We start from the raw sequence: 18,597 nt of genomic DNA, 5'->3' as shown, positions 1-18,597 counted from the left end.
CATGAACTGAGAAGAGGCCAGCCATGCATCCGATTCACCGCGAGACCCACCTGATCGAGCGGATCGGCTGGCTACGCGCCGCCGTGCTGGGGGCGAATGACGGCATCATCTCGACCGCCAGTCTGGTGGTCGGCGTCGCAGCCGCCGCGACGTCGTCGAGCGAGGTGCTGGTCGCAGGTGTTGCCGGGCTGGTCGCCGGCGCAATGTCGATGGCCGCCGGCGAATATGTCTCGGTCAGCTCACAAGCCGATACCGAAGCGGCCGACCTCGCGCGCGAGCGCCGTGAACTCGCCGAAGCGCCCGAGAGCGAACTCGACGAGCTCACAACAATCTATATCAAACGCGGCATCGACCCCGCCTTGGCGCGTCAGGTCGCCGAGCAGCTCACGGCCAAGGACGCCTTTGCGGCGCATGCCCGCGACGAGCTGGGGCTGTCGGCGCATGTGGTGGCGCGGCCGGTGCAGGCGGCGCTGACTTCCGCCGCGACCTTTTCGGTCGGGGCGTCGCTGCCGCTGGCGATCGTGTTTCTCGCGCCCGCCGGATGGACCTCCGCGGTGGTGTCGGGCGGGTCGCTGGTCTGCCTCGCCGTGCTCGGCGCCGTCAGCGCCCGGGTCGGCGGCGCCGGCATTTGGAAGCCGACGCTGCGGGTGACTTTCTGGGGCGCGCTGGCGATGGCCGCAAGCGCCGCCATCGGCGCACTGGTTGGTCACGCCGTGTAGCAGCCGCCTGACGGCTCGCTGACGGCAGCCAACAGGCGGCTGTCAGCACACAGGGCGCATGGTCCGTACATCGCCCGCCGCATGGTGCGCCGGGCATCAACGGAGATACCCATCATGCGCAAGATCGCACTCATCACCGCCGCAGCCGCGCTGCTCGTCGCCACCTCCGCCGCCCGCGCCGACAGCTGGGGCAAGCCCTGCACCTCGGCGCCGCAAAGCCAGTGGCTGTCGGTGCAGGCGCTGCAGGCCAAGGTCGAAGCCCAGGGCTTCAAGGTGCAGAAGGGCAAGGTGAAGAAAGCCTGCGGCGAATTCTACACCCTCGACAAGAGCGGCGCCGAGGTCGAGGTGTTCGTCGATCCGACCAATGGCGACATCGTCGGCAAGCTGTAAGGGACCGACCGATGACCATCAGCAATGTCATGGGCGAAGCCGGCGGCACCGCGCCGCCGGCTTCGGTGCGGGTCCGGGACGGTTTCGCGCGGCTGTTCCACGGGTCGCGGAAAAATTCCGACCTTACCGGCGGCGTAGCAAGCGCAGCCGAGATTACCCGCCCTTGAGATTGCGCAGAACGCCGGCGACCAGGCCGACGCCGACCAACACGGCGACGATCGGGATCCAGAGCAGGAACGCACCCAGCAGCAGCACCAGCACCACCGCGATCACCACGGCGAGCGTCAGCCCTATGCCCATGACGCCCAGCGGGCCGATTTTTCCGACATAGATTCGCTGGCTGGTATTCTCGTCGATGAAGATCCGCGTGCCCATCGGATCGTGGGTCGCGCCCGGCGGAATGATCTCCGGCTCGGAGCGCGGCTGTTGCGGCGGCGACTTTGAGTTCTGGTCGGTCATGATGCCACGACGTCCTCGCTGGTCCGATCGGTCAAGACTAGCATGCGCCGTGCGATCGACGCAGTACTATCGAATCGCGCAGGCTACGCCCGCAGCGCGTCCTGACGACGCACGACGCGCTCGGGGAACGCGGCGGCGAGCGCGCCGCGCTCAGCCTTCAGCACGCCGCGTTCGGTGATCAGCCCGGTCACCAGCCGCGACGGGGTGACGTCGAAGCCGTAATTCGCTACCGGCGACCCCGCCGGGACCACGCGGACGGTTTCGATCCGGCCATCGTCGGTGCGCCCGGTCATGTGGGTCACCTCGGAAGCCTCGCGCTGTTCGATCGGGATTTCCAGAATGCCGTCGCGAATGGTGAAATCGATGGTCGGCGACGGCAGCGCGACATAGAACGGCACGCCATTGTCGCGGGCGGCCAGCGCCTTCAGGTAAGTGCCGATCTTGTTGCAGACGTCGCCGTCGGCGGTGACCCGGTCGGTGCCGACGATGCAGAGATCGACCATGCCGTGCTGCATCAGATGGCCGCCGGTATTGTCGGGGATCACGGTATGGGGCACGCCGTGATGGCCGAGCTCCCAGGCCGTCAGCGAGGCGCCCTGGTTGCGCGGCCTTGTCTCGTCGACCCAGACGTGGAGATCGATGCCGTTGTCATGCGCCAGATAGATCGGCGCGGTGGCGGTGCCCCAGTCGACGGTGGCGAGCCAGCCGGCATTGCAATGGGTCAGCACGTTGACGCGCTCGCCCGGCTTCTTGCAGGCCTTGATCATCTCGATCAGCGCCAGGCCGTTATGGGCGATGCCCTGGTTGATCGCGATATCGTCCTCGGCGATGGCACCGGCGCGCGCATAGGCCGCAGCTACGCGCTCCGCCGGCGCAAGCGGCCGCAGCACGGCGTGCATGGCGTCGAGCGCCCATTTCAGATTGATCGCGGTCGGCCGGGTCGCGATCAGCGTCGCATAGGCGCGGTCGAGCGCGGCGTCGGAGCCGTCCTCGCGCATCGCCAGCGCCATGCCATAGGCCGCGGTGGCGCCGATCAGCGGCGCGCCGCGCACCAGCATCGAGCGAATCGCCTCAGCCGCGTCGGCGCAAGTAGCGAGCCGCGCCACCACGAATTCATGCGGCAGCCGGCGCTGGTCGATCGCCCCGACGGTGACGCCATCGGGCTCCAGCCAGATGCTACGGATATGCTTGCCGTCGACCTTCATGACGCCCTCACGCTTTCAGGATTCGACCCGCGACCGCGTCGAGCTTCTTCAGCAGTTCCGGATCGCGATATTCCGGCTGGGTGATGATCGCGGTGTCGAGCGCACGGTCGGAGCCGATCGGGCATTCCTCATGCTGGCGCGGGAATTCCTGGGCGAACCGCGCCACCAGGCTCTTGGCCTTTTCGGCGTTCGAGCTCAGCACCCGGATGATGTCCTGCACCGTGACGGCGTCATGGTCGGGATGCCAACAATCGAAATCGGTCACCATCGCCACGCTGGCGTAGCAGATCTCGGCCTCGCGGGCGAGCTTGGCCTCCGGCATGTTGGTCATGCCGATCACCGAATAGCCGGCCTGCTTGTAGGTGATGCTCTCGGCGTAGCTGGAGAATTGCGGGCCTTCCATGCACAGGTAGGTGCCGCCGCGCACCATCGCGATGCCCTCGGCCTCGGCGGCGGCGGCGAGATGAATCCGCAGCCGCGGGCTGACCGGATGCGCCATCGAGACATGGGCGACGCAGCCCTTGCCGAAGAACGAGCTCTCGCGCTTGTGGGTGCGGTCGACGAACTGGTCGACCAGCACGAAGGTGCCGGGCGGCAATTCTTCCTTGAACGAGCCGCAGGCCGACAGCGAGATCAGGTCGGTGACCCCGGCGCGCTTCAGTACATCGATATTGGCGCGGTAATTGATGTCGGAGGGCGACAGCCGGTGGCCCTTGTCGTGGCGCGGCAGGAACACGATCGGCAGCCCGGCGATGCTGCCGTGCCGCACCGGCGCCGACGGCTCGCCCCACGGGCTCTTGATTGCCTCGTCGCGGACGTCTTCCAGTCCCGGCAAGTCGTAAATGCCGGATCCGCCGATAATGCCCAGCACCGCCCTGGTCATGCCATGTCCCCTGTTGTTGCCAAGCGCATTCAACATGCGGGACGCGCATCCACAACCCCGAATTCCGGCGGATCCGCCAAACGTCGCATGCGGCAGATGCAATGACGTGGCGCGGCGCATCCAATCCACCGCGACGATTTTTCTGTTCCCGCGGCCGCCGCGGTCATACTAGATTGCTGCGAAGGCCTCGCAAATTTGGCCGCGCAGGGAGTGAACCAACGTGCAAACGGGACGCGTCGTGTTTGGCGCCATGGAGGAAGTGGTATTCGGGCAGCCGGCCGCGGCTGCGATCGTCGGGCAGATGGACCGGATCGGCGCCAACCGCGCCATTCTGATGGTCAGCGGGACGCTAAACCGGCAGACCGACGAAATCGCCAAAATCCGCGACGCGCTCGGCGCCCGCTGCGTGGCGGTGTTCGATGCGATGCCGGCGCATACGCCACGCACCGCGGTGATCGCCGCCGCCGAGCAGGCTCGCGCCACCGACGCCGACTTGATCGTCACGGTCGGCGGCGGGTCGATCACCGACGGCGCCAAGGCGGTGCAGATCTGCCTCGCCAACGACATCCGCAGCGTTGCCGACATCGACCGCGTCCGCAATGTCACCGCGCCTGTCGCGCCCAAGGTCCGGCAGATCAGCGTGCCGACGACGATTTCGGGCGGCGAGTTCAGCGCCATCGCGGGCGTCACCAACGAGGCGACCCACGTCAAGGAACGGCTGGCGCATCCGCTGGTGATGCCGCGCGCCGCGATTCTCGATCCCGCCATCACCGTGCACACCCCGGAATGGCTGTTCCTGTCGACCGGGATCCGCGCGGTCGATCATTGCGTCGAGGGCATCTGCTCGCGCGAGGCGCATCCCTACGGCGACGCCCAGGCGCTGAAGGGGCTGGCGCTTCTGGCGCGGGGCCTGCCGCGGGTGAAGGCCGATCCGACCGATCTCGACGCGCGGCTCGGCTGCCAGTTCGGCACCTGGCTGTCGATGGGGCCGCTATCGACCGGCGTGCCGATGGGCGCCAGCCACGGCATCGGCTATGTGCTCGGCGCGGTATTCGAAGTGCCGCACGGCCACACTTCCTGCGTGATGCTGCCGGCAGTGATGCGCTGGAACAAGTCAGCCAATGCCGAGCGTCAGGCGCTGGTCGCGAGCGCGATGGGGTATCCCGGCAAGGACGCCGGCGAATTGCTCGACGCGCTGATCCGCGGCCTCGGCATGCCGCGCTCGTTGCGCGAAGTGAATGTCGGACCCGAGCATTTCGAGCGCATCGCCGAGCAGGCGATGGGCACGCCATGGATCCCGCGCAATCCGCGCCCGATCGACGGACCCGCGCAGGTGCGCGAAATCCTCGCTCTCGCCGCGTAACCGAAGGAGGCCAGCATGTATACCGGCATTCACGCCAAGGACCGCCCCGATCACCCCGCCTTCATCATGGCCTCGACCGGCGAAACCGTGAGCTACGCCGAGCTCGAGGCCCGCAGCAACAAATTGGCGCATCTGCTGCGCAAGGCCGGGTTGAAGCGGCTCGACCACTACTCGATCTTCATGGAGAACAACAACCGCTACCTCGAGGCCTGCGGTGCAGGCGAACGCGCCGGCCTGTACTACACCTGCGTCAATTCCTATCTGACGCCGGGCGAACTCGCCTATATCGTCAACAACAGCGAATCCCGCGTGCTGATCACCTCGACCGCCAAACTCGATGTCGCCCGCGAGGCGCTGAAGCAGTGCCCGAATGTCAGCCTCTGCATCGTGGTTGACGGCCCGGGCGAAAGCGACCGCATCGTCGACCTGGCCGAGGCCACGAAAGACCTGCCCGACACCCCGATCGCCGATGAAAGCCTCGGCACCCCGATGCTGTATTCCTCCGGCACCACCGGGCGGCCGAAAGGCATCGTGCGGCCGCTGCCGGAGCAGCCGCCGACGCAGCCCTTGCCGCTGTTCCACTTTCTGCAGCAGCTGTGGCGCTATCGCGACGGCATGATCTATCTGTCGCCGGCGCCGCTGTATCACTCGGCGCCGCAGGCCGCCGTCAGCCTGGTGATCCGCACCGGCGGCACCGCGATCATCATGGAGCATTTCGATCCGGAGCAGTATCTGGCGCTGATCGAGAAATACAAAATCACCCACAGCCAGCTGGTGCCGACGATGTTCTCGCGGATGCTGAAGCTGCCGGAGGCGGTACGGACACGCTATGACCTCTCAACGCTGGAGACCGCGGTCCATGCCGCCGCGCCCTGCCCGCCGCAGGTCAAGGAAGAGATGATCAAATGGTGGGGCCCGATCATCCACGAATATTACGGCGCCACCGAGGGGCTCGGCTTCACCGCCTGCGACAGCGCCGAATGGCTGGCGCACCGGGGCACGGTCGGCAAGGTGATGCTCGGCGATCTGCACATTCTCGACGACCGGATGCAGCCGTCGCCGCCGCTGACGCCGGGCCAGATCTGGTTCAAGACCGCGACGCCGTTCGAATATTTCAACGATCCCGCCCGCACCGCTGAGACCCGTTCACCCGACGGCAGCATGAGCACCGTCGGCGACGTCGGCTATGTGGATGCCGACGGCTTCCTGCATCTCACCGACCGCACCACCTTCATGATCATCTCCGGCGGGGTGAACATCTATCCGCAGGAATGCGAGAATTTGCTGATCACCCATCCCAAGGTCGCCGACGCCGCGGTATTCGGCGTGCCCAATGAGGACCTCGGCGAGGAGGTGAAAGCCGTGGTGCAGCCAATGCCGGGTGTCGATGTCGGCCCCGACTTCGCCCAGGAACTGATCGCGTTCTGCGGCCTGTCGCTGTCGCGCCAGAAGGTGCCGCGCTCGATCGATTTCGAGGAAGAGCTGCCGCGACTGCCGACCGGCAAGCTCTACAAGCGCCTGCTGCGCGACAAATATTGGGGCAGCAAGGAGACACGGATCGTGTGAAGCTTGAGGGCGGCAGGCTAGGCGCGAAAGTCGCCGAGAGTCGTCGCAGAACAGGTCATGGTTCGAGACGCGCGCCAAAAGGCGCGCTCCTCACCATGAGGGCACAGACGTCCCGCGTGGCTGGACCTCACCATGAGGGCACGGGCGTACCGCCGAGGCTGGACCTCATCCTGAGGAGCCCGGCATAGCCGCAGGCGGAGCCGGGTGTCTCGAAGGATGAGGATGTTCGTCCTCAGCGCCTGATCGAAGATGCCGCGCATTTTTGGCCGAGACTGTGAGCGAATCTCTGCCGTTAGGGTATGGTTCGGCATGACCTCGTTCGAACGCCCGTCCGCATGACCCTCTCCGCCGCTCGCCGTCCTGACGACGATCTTGCCACCACTGCCCTCTCGGCGCTGAACCACGTGTTCGGCCTGCCCGGGTTCCGCGGCAGCCAGGAACAGATCGTCCGCCACGTCGCCTCCGGCGGCGATTGTTTGGTGCTGATGCCGACCGGCGGCGGCAAGTCGCTGTGCTATCAATTACCGTCGCTGCTGCGCCCGGGCTGCGGCATCGTGGTTTCGCCGCTGATCGCGCTGATGCGCGACCAGGTCGCCGGCCTGCTCGAGGCCGGGGTCCGGGCGGCGGTGCTGAATTCGTCGCTGTCGTGGGACGAGGCCAACGCGGTCGAGCAGCAATTGCTGGCCGGCGAGTTGGACCTGCTCTATGTCGCGCCGGAGCGACTCTTGACGCCGCGCTGCCTAGCGATGCTCGGTCGCGCCGAGATCGCGCTGTTTGCGATCGACGAGGCGCATTGCGTATCGCAATGGGGCCACGATTTCCGCCCGGAATATATCGGCCTGTCGGCGATTGCGGAGAAATTCCCCAACGTGCCGCGGATCGCGCTGACTGCCACCGCCGACGAGCTCACCCGGCGCGAGATCGCCGAACGGCTCGGGCTCACCGACGCGCCGCATTTCGTCGCCAGCTTCGACCGCCCCAACATCCGCTACGAGATCGTCGACAAGCAGAGCGCACCGGCGCAGCTGAAAGCCTTCATCGAGGACCGCCACGCCGGCGACGCCGGCATCGTCTATTGCCTGTCGCGCGCCAAGGTCGAGGATACCGCGGCGACGCTGACCAAATTCGGGATTCACGCGCTGCCCTATCACGCCGGGCTCGACGCCGCCACACGCGCCCGCAACCAGGACCGTTTCATCAACGAAGACGGCATCGTCATGGTCGCCACCGTGGCGTTCGGCATGGGCATCGACAAGCCCGACGTCCGCTTCGTCGCGCATCTCGATCTGCCGAAGAGCATCGAGGCTTACTATCAGGAGACCGGCCGCGCCGGCCGCGACGGCAAGCCGTCCGACGCCTGGATGGCCTATGGCCTGTCCGACATCGTGCAGCAGCGCCGGATGATCGACGAATCCAGCGGCGCCGAAGCCTTCAAGCGGGTGTCTATCGGCAAGCTCGATGCGCTGGTCGGGCTGTGCGAAACCACGCATTGCCGGCGCGACCGGCTGCTCGGCTATTTCGGCGAGGAAACCACCGGCACCAATTGCGGCAATTGCGACAATTGCCTCAACCCGCCGAAGGTCTGGAACGGCAGCGTCGCGGCGCAGAAGCTGCTGTCCTGCGCCTATCGCACCGGGCAGCGTTTCGGCGCGATACATCTGATCGACGTGCTGATCGGCCGCGTCACCGAAAAGGTCACGCAATTCGGCCACGACAGATTGTCGGTGTTCGGGATCGGCGCCGAGCTGAACGAGAAGCAATGGCGCGCGGTGATGCGGCAATTGGTGGCGCTCGGTCACCTCAAGCCGGACAGCGAAGCGTTCGGCGCGCTGAAGCTGACCGACAGTTCGCGCGGCGTGCTGAAGGGCGAGACCGAGGTGATGCTGCGCGAGCAGGTCGCCAGCGCCCGCCCGCCGCGCGGCAAGTCGCGACGCGGCGATCTGGCGCCGGCCGCGGCTACGCGCGGCACCGGCGATGCGGGCCTGTTCGCAAGGCTGAAGGCCTGGCGCTCCGACGTGGCGCGCACCCGCGGCGTGCCTGCCTATGTGGTGCTGCACGACGCCACCATCGACGGCATCGCGGCGACGCGGCCGACTACGCTAGCGCAATTGCGCGGCATTCCGGGCATCGGCGACAAGAAGCTGGAACATTATGGCCAGGAGTTGCTGGCTTTGGTAAGTGCTTCAGACACCTGAACCGGCTACCGGTCGCGGACCTCACCGGAATCGCGGATTCTTCAGAAAAAGGTATCGGTGTCCAACCCATCCCATCTCGCCGCGCTCGACAAGCTCAAGACCCGAATCCAGGCGTTGCGTGGCAAGACCATCGCCAACGGCTGTACCGAGGAGGAGGCGTTGTCGGCGGCCGCCAAGGTCGCCGAACTGCTGGATCGGCACGATCTGTCGCTGAGCGACGTCGAGATTCGCGAGACCCCGTGCGAGCAGATCAGCTTCGAGACCTTTCGCAAGAAGCGGATTCCGCTCGACGATTGCGTCGGCGCGATCGCGCATTTTTGCGATTGCCGGGTCTGGCGCGAAAAGAACCCCGCCGGCGAGAATCGCTACGTGTATTTCGGGCTGCGCTCCGACATCGAGGTCGCGCATTATCTGACCGAACTAATCGACGCCGCGGTGCGCTCCGAACTCGGCCGCTACAAGACCAGTGCGGACTATCGCCGGTTCCGGCACCAGGACCGCCATCTCGCCAACGCGTCCTTCACGTTCGGCATGGTGGTTTCGATCGGCGACAGACTGGTGGCGATGAAGGCCGCGCGCGACAAGGTCAATGACGGCGCCGGCCGCGGCCTCGTGGTGCTGAAGTCCGCGGTGGTCGATGACGAGTTCGACAAGCTCGACCTCAAGCTGCGCGCGACGCGCGGCACCGGCCGGACGGTATCGATGACGGCCTATGAGGCCGGCGGCAGCGCGGGGGCGCAGCTGTCGATCAATCCGGGAATCGGCGCCGATCCGACCGCCGCCCTGAAGCGCTAGCTGTGCCCGGCCGGCCTCAACTTCGGCCCGGCTCTGCCTGGGAGATGTGGGCGGCTGGTCCAATTCCTGCTTCGCTGCTCGCATCGGGTTCAGCAGGAGGCGCGGCGATGCCGCTTTACGGGTTTCATTGTGCGGATTGCGACAGCGAGGTCGAATTGCTGGTCGGCCTGTCGGAACGACCGCGCTGTCCCGCCTGCGACAGCCGGAAACTGACCCGCCTGGTGTCGCGCCCGGCCCCGCCCGGCAAAAGCGGCGCGCTGGCGAAATCCGCCCGCGCCCGCGCCGCGCGCGAGGGCCATCTCAGCAATTTCAGCCGCGCGGAGCGCCGGCGCTGACCGCGCCCCGCACCGCGATGGCGCGGCAGCTGGGTGGCTGCGAGCAAGTTGCAACCAGGGTCCCGTCGGCGGCGCTGACGGCCGGCAATTTGTTGCCGCGCGGCCACGCCGCGCGAGCAACCCCCGGATTGCGGCGGCGCCGCCGCTTTTGCGCTTGCCCGAACCGGATGGTTGGCTCAAAAGTGCGGATACTGGAAGCTTTGAGAATTTGCATGCGTCTCGGCTGGACTCGTATCGCTGTTGTTGCCGCCGCCTTGCTGGCTTCGAGCCAGGCGCTGGCGCAGCGCGCCGTATTCAATTGGGAAAATGACGCCATCGGCGACACCGATCGCGATTACAGCGACGGTTTCCGGCTGTCCTTCGTGTTCGATGATTTCTCGCGCGACATTCTCGCCGGCAAGGCGTTCGACTTCGTCAGTCCGGGGCTGATCACGTTCGGCGCGCCGGGCGGGCCGGTCAAGCAGCAGTTCGAATGGATCGCGCTGGCCCAGAGCATCTACACCCCGGATCATACCACCGTGCGCACCCCCCGCATCCCGGGAGTCGACCGGCCGTTTGGCGGCTGGCTCTACACCGGATTCAACGTTGCGCAGGAAACTGGCCGACGGCAGCTCGATTCGTTCGAGTTCCAGGTCGGCGCGGTCGGCGGCTCGGCCTCGCTCGCCAATGCAGTTCAGAGTTCGTTCCACCGGCTGCTGAGCCAGACCGCGCCGTTCATCAACGGCTACGAGCTGCACAATGAGCCCGGCTTCCTGCTGGCGTGGGATCGCCGCTGGAAATTCGGCACCGAATTCGGCGGCGGCTATGGCGTCGATTTCATTCCGTCGATCGGCTTCACCGGCGGCAACGTCTTCACCTATGGCGAAGTCGGCGCGATCGCGCGAATCGGCCGCTCGCTCTCCACCACCTGGGGCCCGACCGTGATGCGGCCGGGCATCACCGGCGCGAACTTCATCAGCCCCAATCCCGATGCGCCGTTCTGGGGCTTCGACCTGTTCGCCGGCGCCCAGGCCCGCGGGGTGGCCCGCAACATCTTCCTCGACGGCAACACCTTCCAGGACAGCTTGAGCGTAACCCGCGAGGTCTTCGTCTACGACCTGATCGCGGGCGCCGAATTGTTCAGCCAGTCCGGCTTCGGCGCGACTGCCACGGTGATCCGCCGCTCGCGCGAATACACCACCCAGCCGAAATCGTCGTCGCTCTACGGCTCGCTGGCACTGTCCGCTCGGTTCTGAGCGGGCGGCGGCTTTCGCCCCGGCGGCACCGGCCGGCAACCCGATTCCTCCACGCACCCTTTCACAACGTCGCCCAGCGCCCCGAAGTCGGCCTTGCGCGGCGAGGTCTTGCGAAACACCAGGCCGATGCTGCGGCCGGGCTGCGGCGGCCGCAGGCGCAGGAATTTCACCCGCTGGTCGCGGCGCTCGACCTCGGCCGCGATCTGCGGGATCAGCGTCATGCCATAGCCGCCGGCGACCATCTGGATCACCGTGGTCAGGCTCGAGGCCCCGAACGTCATGGCGCCGGCAGAGCCGTCGCGGCGACGCGCGGTGGCGCAGAAGGCGAGCGCCTGGTCGCGCAGGCAATGGCCGTCTTCAAGCAGGATCAGCCGGGACTGATCGATCCCGTCCACCGCGACCGGCACCGCTTCCGGCCGCGGGTCGTCGGCCGGCACCGCCAGCAGAAACAGATCTTCGAACAGCGCGATCGCGTCGAGGTCGGAATCGCCGGCCGGCAGCGCCAGCAGCGCGGCGTCGAGCACGCCACTTTTGATGTCGCCGACCAGCTGCCGGGTCTGGCTTTCGCGCAGCTCCAGCCGCAATTCCGGAAACCCCCGCTGCAGCGCCGGCAAAATCTTCGGCAGCAGATACGGCGCCAGCGACGGGATCACCCCGAGCGTCAGCCGCCCGGTCAGAGGCTTGCCGCGATGCCGGGCGAAATCCACCAGGTCACGCGACGCCGTCAGCACGTCGTCGCCGCGCCGCGCGATCTCCCGGCCGGCATCGGTCAGGATCACCTCGCCGGGCCGGCGTTCCACCACCTTGACCCCGAGCGTGCGCTCCAGATCGCCGATCTGCATCGACAGCGCCGGCTGGGTCACCGCGCAGGCTTCCGCAGCGCGGCCAAAATGGCCGTGCTTGGCGAGCGCGGAGAGGTAGCGGAGCTGTCGGAGTGTCACCATGGCCGATAAATTAATCTGATCGCTGAAACAATGCAAATCGACTGGACCTGATGATCGATTTGTTCCAGATTGCGGCTCGCCGGGTTCCCGACGATCGCCGCGTCGGCGGGGGCCACCGGTCAACACATCATCATCATCAGACGATATGCCGAGGCCGCATGCCGCCGGCCCGCTCCGCCTGAATCGATAACGGCCAGCCACGGACCAACACAAACACCATCACAAACCACGATCGGAGAGACCCATGGACGGAAAGACTGACGACAGCGCCGGCAAATGCCCGGTCGCGCACGCGACGGCCGCAAGGGCCAACCGCGACTGGTGGCCGAACCAGCTCGATCTCTCGGTTCTGCACCAGCACTCGCCGTTGTCCAATCCGTTGGGCGAAGCGTTCAACTACGCCGAGGAATTCAAGAAGCTCGACCTCGCGGCGCTGAAGAAGGATCTCACCGCGCTGATGACCGACTCGCAGGAGTGGTGGCCGGCCGACTTCGGCCATTACGGGCCGCTGTTCGTCCGGATGGCGTGGCACAGCGCCGGCACCTACCGGATCGGCGACGGCCGCGGCGGTGGCGGCGGCGGGCAGCAGCGTTTCGCGCCGCTCAACAGCTGGCCGGACAACGTCAACCTCGACAAGGCGCGCCGGCTGTTGTGGCCGATCAAGCAGAAATACGGCCAGAAAATCTCCTGGGCCGATCTGATGATTCTCACCGGCAACGTTGCGCTGGAATCGATGGGCTTCAAGACCTTCGGCTTCGGCGGCGGCCGCGCCGACGTTTGGGAACCCGAACAGGACATCTACTGGGGCCCCGAAGGCAAATGGCTGGCCGACGAGCGCTACTCCGGCGACCGCGATCTCGATAATCCGCTCGCCGCGGTGCAGATGGGCCTGATCTACGTCAATCCGGAAGGTCCGAACGGCAAGCCGGATCCGCTCGCCGCCGCCAAGGATATTCGCGACACCTTCGGCCGGATGGCGATGAACGACGAAGAAACCGTGGCGCTGATCGCCGGCGGTCACACCTTCGGCAAGACCCACGGCGCCGGCGACGCGTCACTGGTCGGACCGGAGCCGGAAGCTGCCGGCATCGAACTGCAGGGCCTTGGCTGGCAGAACGCCTTCGGCACCGGCAAGGGCGACGACGCCATCGGCTCGGGCCTCGAAGTGATCTGGACCACGACGCCGACGAAGTGGAGCAACAACTTCTTCTGGAACCTGTTCGGCTACGAATGGGAACTGACCAAGAGCCCGGCCGGCGCGCATCAGTGGACGCCGAAGCACGGCGGCGGCGCCAATAGCGTGCCGGATGCGCACGATCCGACCAAGCGCCACGCGCCGTCGATGCTGACAACCGACCTCGCCTTGAAGGTCGACCCGATCTACGAGAAGATCTCGCGGCGCTTCCACGAAAACCCGGATCAGTTCGCCGACGCTTTTGCGCGGGCCTGGTACAAGCTCACGCATCGCGACATGGGTCCGATCGTGCGCTACCTCGGCCCGGAAGTTCCGAAGGAAGAGCTGATCTGGCAGGATCCGATTCCGGCGGTCGATCATGAACTGATCGGCGATCAGGACATCGCCGCGCTGAAGGCGAAGATCCTCGCCTCCGGTCTGTCGGTGTCGCAATTGGTCACCACCGCCTGGGCGTCGGCCTCGACGTTCCGCGGCTCCGACAAGCGCGGCGGCGCCAATGGCGCGCGGATTCGCCTCGCCCCGCAGAAGGATTGGGAGGTCAACCAGCCGGCCCAGCTGGCCACGGTGCTCTCCAAGCTCGAAGCGATCCAGAAGGAATTCAACGCTTCGCAGACCAGCAAGAAAGTCTCGCTCGCCGACCTGATCATTCTCGGCGGCGCCGCCGCGATCGAGAAGGCCGCGAAGGACGCCGGGACCGATGTGACGGTGCCGTTCACGCCGGGCTGCATGGACGCCTCGCAGGAGCAGACCGACGTCGAATCCTTCGCGCCATTGGAGCTCACCGTCGACGGTTTCCGCAACTACGTCCGTGGCAAGCAGCGCCAGTCCCCCGAGGAGCAGTTGGTGGATCGGGCGGAACTACTGACGCTGACGGCGCCCGAGATGACGGTGCTGGTCGGCGGCCTGCGGGTGCTGAAGAACGGACAGCCGGCGCATGGCGTCTTCACCAAGAAGCCGGAGACGCTGAGCAACGACTTCTTCGTCAACCTGCTCGACATGAACACGCAATGGCAGCCGTCCGCCGGCACCGAAGGCGTGTACGAAGGCCGCGACCGCAAGACCAACGAGGTGAAGTGGACCGGCACTCGCGTCGATCTGATCTTCGGCTCGCACTCGCAGCTGCGCGCGCTGGCGGAAGTCTATGCCCAGGCGGATTCCAAGACGAAGTTCGTCAAGGACTTCGTCGCCGCCTGGACCAAGGTGATGAACGCGGATCGGTTCGACCTGCACTGATCGACGACCATGCGGCCGGCGGAGCGATCCGCCGGTCGCCATGACATCGGAAATCCGAGACGGCCCGCATGGCGCAAGCCCGCGGGCTTTTTGTCGGCGCGCTGCCCCCACCAAATCGCAACGTCCCTGCTCCCCTCCCCCTTGCGGGGGAGGGTCGGGGGTGGGGGGCCGCGAATCCTGCGCTTGTGGTTACCCCCCTCCCCGACCCTCCCCCGCAAGGGGGGAGGGAGCGCGCTGCCGACGCGGCGACGCTGTCACCATCCCGAAGGCAAACGTGACCATGACTGCGATCGCCGCTTGAGCGCTTGCACGCGTGGCCGAATCTTCGCACAACTCGTCTCGATTCAAATGCCACATAGCGTCGGGGACAGCGCCATGATGAAACTGTACTGGTCGCCGCGGTCGCGGTCGTTCTCGGCGCTGTGGCTGCTGGAGGAGACCGGCGAGCCCTATGAGCGGGTGCTGATCGACATTTCCAAGGGCGCGCAGCGCACGCTGGAATTCCTCGCGGTCAATCCGATGGGCAAGGTGCCGGCGCTCGAGGACGGCGAGGCGACGCTGGCCGAGTCGGCGGCGATCTGCGCCTATGTGGCCGAGCGCTATCCAAAGGCCAAGCTGGCGCCGCCGCTCGGCGACGTGCGCCGCGCCAAATACCTGTACTGGCTGTTCTTCGCGCCGAGCTGCATCGAGCCCGCGATGGTGCAGATCGCCACCAAGATCGAGCTGAATTCGGTCGCCGCGGGCTGGGGCGACGCGCAGCGGGTGTTCGACGTGCTCGACCACGCGCTGCAGCAGGGGCCGTGGATTCTCGGCGAGGAATTTTCCGCCGCCGACATCGTGATCTGCTCGGGGCTGAATTTCGCGGTGCGGCAGTTCAAGATGGTGCCGTCACGGCCGTCATTCGAGCGCTATCTCGATCTGTGCGCGGCGCGCCCCGCCTTCCAGCGAGCCACCGTGCTGACCGAGGGCGAGAAGAACTGAAATCTGCCTTCTGAAGCGCCGCCCGCACTGCGCCCTCATGGTGAGGAGGCGCATCTTCGCGCCGTCTCGAACCGTGAGGCGACACAATCCCATCCTTCGAGACGCCGCGCGAAGTCGCGCGGCTCCTCAGGATGAGGGCCGTGCCCTGTAGGTTACGGCAGGCTCCTCAGAACGAGAGCCGTGCTCGGGGATGCAAGAAAATTACTTCGCCGCCTGCTGCGCGGCGCGTTGCTCGGCGGCGGTCTCGGCTTCGTCGACCATCTTCAACGCCTCGGGGTGCGGCATCGAGATGATGTTGTAGCCGGAATCGACGAAGTGGACGTCGCCGGTGACGCCGGTCGACAGGTCCGACAACAGATACAGCGCCGAACCGCCGACTTCCTCGATGCTCACCGTGCGGCGCAGCGGCGCGTGGCGCATCTGGTAGTTGAACATCTGCCGCGCGTCGGCGATGCCGGCGCCCGCCAGGGTCCGGATCGGTCCCGCCGAGATCGCGTTGACGCGGATCGCGCGCGGGCCGAAATCAGCCGCCAGATAGCGCACGCTGGCTTCCAGCGCGGCCTTCGCCACGCCCATCACATTGTAGTTCGGCATCACCCGGGTGGAGCCGCCATAAGTGAGAGTGATGATCGAGCCGCCGGTGTCCGGCATCAGCTCGGCGGCGCGCTTCGCCAATTCGGTGAAGGAGAAGCAGGAGATCACCATGGTGCGGGAGAAGTTCGCCCGCGTGGTGTCGGCGTAACGGCCCTTCAGCTCGTTCTTGTCGGAAAATCCGATGGCGTGAACCAGGAAGTCGAGTCGGCCCCATTTGTCGCGCAGCGTGTCGAACACCGCGTCGACGCTGGCGAGGTCCTCGACGTCACAGGGCAGCACCAGTTCGGCGTCGAGCGATTGCGCCAGCGGTTTGACCCGCTTGCCGAGCGCTTCGCCCTGATAGGTGAAGGCGAGTTCGGCACCGTGCGCGGCCAGCGTCTTGGCGATCCCCCAGGCGATCGAATGATTGTTGGCGACGCCCATGATCAGGCCGCGCTTGCCCTGCATCAGTCCCTGCATCGTCTACCGCTCTCTGTTTCGTCATGCCCGGGCTTGTCCCGGGCACCCACGTCTATCGGACCATGTGTGGATCAAGACGTGGATGGCCGGGTCGAGCCCGGCCATGACGGTGAATTCAGACCTGTCGCTCTCGCTTGGCACCCGGCCGACGCCCGATGCCAAACTCTCCCCAAAGCGGGGAGAGGTTAGAAAAAATCACGCATCCATCCGCTTGAACACCAGCGTGGCGTTGGTGCCGCCGAACCCGAACGAGTTCGACAGCACGGTGCCCACCTTCACATTGTCGATGCGCTTGCGCACGATCGGCATGTCGGCGAACACCGGATCGAGTTCGGTGATGTTGGCGCTTTCGCAGATGAAGCCGTTCTGCATCATCAGCAGCGAATAGATCGCCTCCTGCACCCCGGTCGCGCCGAGCGAATGCCCGGTCAGCGCCTTGGTCGCCGAAATCGGCGGACATTTGTCGCCGGTGCCGAACACGTTGCGGATCGCCTGCATTTCCGGCGGATCGCCGGCCGGCGTCGAAGTCGCGTGCGGATTGATGTAGTCGACCTTGGTATCGACGGTGGCGAGCGCCATCTTCATGCAGCGCTCGGCGCCCTCGCCGGACGGCGCCACCATGTCGTAGCCATCCGAGGTCGCGCCATAGCCGACGATCTCGCCGTAAATCTTGGCGCCGCGCGCCTTCGCATGCTCCAGCTCTTCGAGCACCACGACACCGGCGCCACCGGCGATGACGAAGCCGTCGCGGCTGACGTCATAGGGCCGCGACGCGGTCGACGGCGTGTCGTTGTACTTCGACGACATCGCGCCCATCGCGTCGAACAGCACCGACAGCGACCAGTCGAGTTCTTCGCAGCCGCCGGCGAACACGATGTCCTGCTTGTTCCACTGGATCATCTCGTAGGCATTGCCGATGCAGTGATTCGAGGTCGCGCAGGCCGAGGAGATCGAATAGTTGACGCCCTTGATCTTGAACCAGGTGGCGAGCGTCGCCGACGCCGTCGACGACATCGCCTTCGGCACCGCGAACGGGCCGACCCGCTTCGGGCCCTTGGTGCGGGTGATGTCGGCGGCCTCGACGATGGTGCGCGCCGACGGTCCGCCGGAGCCCATGATGATGCCGGTGCGGATGTTGGAGACCTCGGACTGTTCCAGTCCGGAATCCAGCAGCGCCTGTTCCATCGCGACGTGATTCCACGCCGCGCCCTCGCCGAGGAAGCGCATCGCGCGGCGGTCGACCACGTCGGCCGGATTCAGCGTCGGCGCGCCCTGCACCTGGGAGCGGAAGCCCAATTCCGCGTATTTGTCGGCGCGGGTGATGCCGGATCTGGCGTCGTGCAGGCTGGCAAGAACTTCCTGCGTATTGTTTCCGATCGAGGAGACAATGCCCATCCCCGTGACGACAACCCGTCTCATGATCGCCTCGTCCATTCCATGGTCGTTAGTAGCAAGTTTGCGTCCTCAACCGGCCAGTCCGAAGGACATTCGCGCCGGCAGCAGCTCGGTTTACGCCGGCTGCGGTGCGGCGGCCTGCTTGAACAGGCCGACTTTCAGATCCTTGGCGCGATAGATAATGGTGTCGTCGGCGGAAAGCCACCCGTCGGCAATGCCCAATACCAGCTTCGAGCGCATCACCCGCTTGATGTCGATATTATAGACGATCTTGCGGATGCTCGGCAGCACTTGGCCGGATAACTTTAGTTCGCCAAGCCCGAGCGCGCGGCCCGGCCCTTCGCCGCCGGTCCAGCCGAGGAAGAACCCGACCATCTGCCACAGCGCGTCGAGACCGAGACAACCCGGCATTACCGGATCGCCCTTGAAGTGACAGGCAAAGAACCACAGGTCCGGATTGACGTCGAGCTCGGCGCGAATCACGCCCTTGCCGTGTTCGCCGCCGCTCTCGGAAATCTCCGTGATGCGATCGAACATCAACATCGGCGGCAGCGGCAGCTGGGCGTTGCCCGGGCCGAACAATTCGCCGCGGCCGCACGCCAGCAGGTCTTCGTAGTCGTAACTGGAGCGACGGTCCTGCATGCTGCGTTG

18 protein-coding genes are annotated in these 18,597 nt (G+C 66.2%); 11 read left to right on the top strand and 7 right to left on the bottom strand.

Features of this window, described 5'->3' with window-relative positions; all coding sequences use genetic code 11:
* Positions 1-23 precede the first annotated feature (23 nt).
* The 3 genes from HXX15_RS20625 (at position 24) to HXX15_RS20615 (ending at position 1,276) form a co-directional block, all read left to right on the top strand.
* The gene (locus tag HXX15_RS20625; RefSeq protein ID WP_296518444.1) at positions 24-719 is read left to right on the top strand and encodes a VIT family protein; all 696 of its coding nucleotides are present in this window, start codon (positions 24-26) and stop codon (positions 717-719) included.
* Positions 720-833: 114 nt separating this feature from the next.
* On the top strand, positions 834-1,109 hold the full coding sequence (locus HXX15_RS20620) for a PepSY domain-containing protein (protein WP_296518443.1): 276 nt from the start codon (positions 834-836) through the stop codon (positions 1,107-1,109).
* 11 nt (positions 1,110-1,120) lie between these two features.
* Entirely contained in the window at positions 1,121-1,276 is a 156-nt protein-coding gene (locus tag HXX15_RS20615) for a hypothetical protein (protein WP_296518442.1), read from the top strand.
* Here the strand turns inward: HXX15_RS20615 and HXX15_RS20610 are convergent.
* From HXX15_RS20610 to HXX15_RS20600, 3 genes are all read right to left on the bottom strand, one after another.
* Positions 1,263-1,568, bottom strand: coding sequence for a hypothetical protein (locus tag HXX15_RS20610; protein ID WP_296518440.1), 306 nt, complete (start codon positions 1,566-1,568; stop codon positions 1,263-1,265). The two genes, HXX15_RS20615 and HXX15_RS20610, sit on opposite strands and share 14 nt — an antisense overlap.
* A gap of 83 nt (positions 1,569-1,651) precedes the next feature.
* The gene (gene mtnA / locus HXX15_RS20605; RefSeq protein WP_296518438.1) at positions 1,652-2,773 is read right to left on the bottom strand and encodes an S-methyl-5-thioribose-1-phosphate isomerase; all 1,122 of its coding nucleotides are present in this window, start codon (positions 2,771-2,773) and stop codon (positions 1,652-1,654) included.
* A 7-nt stretch (positions 2,774-2,780) separates the two neighbouring features.
* Positions 2,781-3,656: an S-methyl-5'-thioadenosine phosphorylase gene (locus tag HXX15_RS20600; RefSeq protein WP_296518436.1), complete on the bottom strand. Its 876-nt coding sequence runs from the start codon at positions 3,654-3,656 to the stop codon at positions 2,781-2,783.
* Positions 3,657-3,876: 220 nt separating this feature from the next.
* Between HXX15_RS20600 and HXX15_RS20595 the strand changes: the two genes are divergently transcribed.
* From HXX15_RS20595 to HXX15_RS20570, 6 genes are all read left to right on the top strand, one after another.
* Positions 3,877-5,019, top strand: coding sequence for an iron-containing alcohol dehydrogenase (locus tag HXX15_RS20595; protein WP_296518434.1), 1,143 nt, complete (start codon positions 3,877-3,879; stop codon positions 5,017-5,019).
* A 15-nt stretch (positions 5,020-5,034) separates the two neighbouring features.
* Entirely contained in the window at positions 5,035-6,585 is a 1,551-nt protein-coding gene (locus HXX15_RS20590; protein ID WP_296518432.1) for an AMP-binding protein, read from the top strand.
* A 335-nt stretch (positions 6,586-6,920) separates the two neighbouring features.
* Complete coding sequence (recQ, locus tag HXX15_RS20585; protein ID WP_296518430.1) at positions 6,921-8,780, top strand: DNA helicase RecQ; 1,860 nt, start codon at positions 6,921-6,923, stop codon at positions 8,778-8,780.
* Between the two features lie 57 nt (positions 8,781-8,837).
* Complete coding sequence (locus tag HXX15_RS20580) at positions 8,838-9,575, top strand: DUF2786 domain-containing protein (protein WP_296518428.1); 738 nt, start codon at positions 8,838-8,840, stop codon at positions 9,573-9,575.
* 107 nt (positions 9,576-9,682) lie between these two features.
* Complete coding sequence (locus tag HXX15_RS20575; RefSeq protein WP_296518426.1) at positions 9,683-9,910, top strand: zinc ribbon domain-containing protein; 228 nt, start codon at positions 9,683-9,685, stop codon at positions 9,908-9,910.
* Between the two features lie 212 nt (positions 9,911-10,122).
* The gene (locus tag HXX15_RS20570; RefSeq protein WP_296518424.1) at positions 10,123-11,145 is read left to right on the top strand and encodes a lipid A deacylase LpxR family protein; all 1,023 of its coding nucleotides are present in this window, start codon (positions 10,123-10,125) and stop codon (positions 11,143-11,145) included.
* Here the strand turns inward: HXX15_RS20570 and HXX15_RS20565 are convergent.
* Complete coding sequence (locus tag HXX15_RS20565; protein WP_296518422.1) at positions 11,112-12,089, bottom strand: LysR substrate-binding domain-containing protein; 978 nt, start codon at positions 12,087-12,089, stop codon at positions 11,112-11,114. The genes HXX15_RS20570 and HXX15_RS20565 overlap by 34 nt on opposite strands.
* A gap of 244 nt (positions 12,090-12,333) precedes the next feature.
* Here HXX15_RS20565 and katG point away from each other — a divergent pair, with 244 nt between their 5' ends.
* Together katG and HXX15_RS20555 are read left to right on the top strand one after the other, a co-directional pair.
* Complete coding sequence (gene katG / locus HXX15_RS20560; RefSeq protein WP_296518420.1) at positions 12,334-14,517, top strand: catalase/peroxidase HPI; 2,184 nt, start codon at positions 12,334-12,336, stop codon at positions 14,515-14,517.
* Between the two features lie 375 nt (positions 14,518-14,892).
* Positions 14,893-15,498 carry a glutathione S-transferase family protein gene (locus HXX15_RS20555; RefSeq protein ID WP_296518418.1) on the top strand — a complete coding sequence of 202 codons (606 nt, stop codon included), beginning with the start codon at positions 14,893-14,895 and terminating at the stop codon, positions 15,496-15,498.
* 201 nt (positions 15,499-15,699) lie between these two features.
* Here the strand turns inward: HXX15_RS20555 and fabI are convergent, their stop codons facing one another.
* The 3 genes from fabI to fabA all read right to left on the bottom strand — a co-directional run bounded on the left by fabI (position 15,700) and on the right by fabA (position 18,588).
* Complete coding sequence (fabI, locus tag HXX15_RS20550) at positions 15,700-16,551, bottom strand: enoyl-ACP reductase FabI (RefSeq protein ID WP_296518416.1); 852 nt, start codon at positions 16,549-16,551, stop codon at positions 15,700-15,702.
* Between the two features lie 195 nt (positions 16,552-16,746).
* Positions 16,747-17,970: a beta-ketoacyl-ACP synthase I gene (gene fabB, locus HXX15_RS20545; protein WP_296518414.1), complete on the bottom strand. Its 1,224-nt coding sequence runs from the start codon at positions 17,968-17,970 to the stop codon at positions 16,747-16,749.
* 90 nt (positions 17,971-18,060) lie between these two features.
* On the bottom strand, positions 18,061-18,588 hold the full coding sequence (fabA, locus tag HXX15_RS20540) for a 3-hydroxyacyl-[acyl-carrier-protein] dehydratase FabA (protein ID WP_296518412.1): 528 nt from the start codon (positions 18,586-18,588) through the stop codon (positions 18,061-18,063).
* Between the last annotated feature and the right edge of the window lie 9 nt (positions 18,589-18,597).

The sequence above is a fragment of the Rhodopseudomonas sp. genome (assembly GCF_013377015.1).
Classification (GTDB): Bacteria; Pseudomonadota; Alphaproteobacteria; order Rhizobiales; family Xanthobacteraceae; genus JARJEH01.
This window is presented reverse-complemented; position numbering and strand designations above follow the sequence as displayed.

Excerpts from the sequence above, each read along its gene's own strand:
- HXX15_RS20625 (WP_296518444.1), top strand. The coding sequence starts at position 24 with ATGCATCCGATTCACCGCGAGACCCACCTGATCGAGCGGATCGGCTGG.
- HXX15_RS20620 (WP_296518443.1), top strand. The coding sequence starts at position 834 with ATGCGCAAGATCGCACTCATCACCGCCGCAGCCGCGCTGCTCGTCGCC.
- HXX15_RS20615 (WP_296518442.1), top strand. The coding sequence starts at position 1,121 with ATGACCATCAGCAATGTCATGGGCGAAGCCGGCGGCACCGCGCCGCCG.
- HXX15_RS20610 (WP_296518440.1), bottom strand. The coding sequence starts at position 1,568 with ATGACCGACCAGAACTCAAAGTCGCCGCCGCAACAGCCGCGCTCCGAG.
- mtnA (WP_296518438.1), bottom strand. The coding sequence starts at position 2,773 with ATGAAGGTCGACGGCAAGCATATCCGTAGCATCTGGCTGGAGCCCGAT.
- HXX15_RS20600 (WP_296518436.1), bottom strand. The coding sequence starts at position 3,656 with ATGACCAGGGCGGTGCTGGGCATTATCGGCGGATCCGGCATTTACGAC.
- HXX15_RS20590 (WP_296518432.1), top strand. The coding sequence starts at position 5,035 with ATGTATACCGGCATTCACGCCAAGGACCGCCCCGATCACCCCGCCTTC.
- recQ (WP_296518430.1), top strand. The coding sequence starts at position 6,921 with ATGACCCTCTCCGCCGCTCGCCGTCCTGACGACGATCTTGCCACCACT.
- HXX15_RS20575 (WP_296518426.1), top strand. The coding sequence starts at position 9,683 with ATGCCGCTTTACGGGTTTCATTGTGCGGATTGCGACAGCGAGGTCGAA.
- HXX15_RS20570 (WP_296518424.1), top strand. The coding sequence starts at position 10,123 with ATGCGTCTCGGCTGGACTCGTATCGCTGTTGTTGCCGCCGCCTTGCTG.
- HXX15_RS20565 (WP_296518422.1), bottom strand. The coding sequence starts at position 12,089 with ATGGTGACACTCCGACAGCTCCGCTACCTCTCCGCGCTCGCCAAGCAC.
- katG (WP_296518420.1), top strand. The coding sequence starts at position 12,334 with ATGGACGGAAAGACTGACGACAGCGCCGGCAAATGCCCGGTCGCGCAC.
- HXX15_RS20555 (WP_296518418.1), top strand. The coding sequence starts at position 14,893 with ATGATGAAACTGTACTGGTCGCCGCGGTCGCGGTCGTTCTCGGCGCTG.
- fabI (WP_296518416.1), bottom strand. The coding sequence starts at position 16,551 with ATGCAGGGACTGATGCAGGGCAAGCGCGGCCTGATCATGGGCGTCGCC.
- fabB (WP_296518414.1), bottom strand. The coding sequence starts at position 17,970 with ATGAGACGGGTTGTCGTCACGGGGATGGGCATTGTCTCCTCGATCGGA.
- fabA (WP_296518412.1), bottom strand. The coding sequence starts at position 18,588 with ATGCAGGACCGTCGCTCCAGTTACGACTACGAAGACCTGCTGGCGTGC.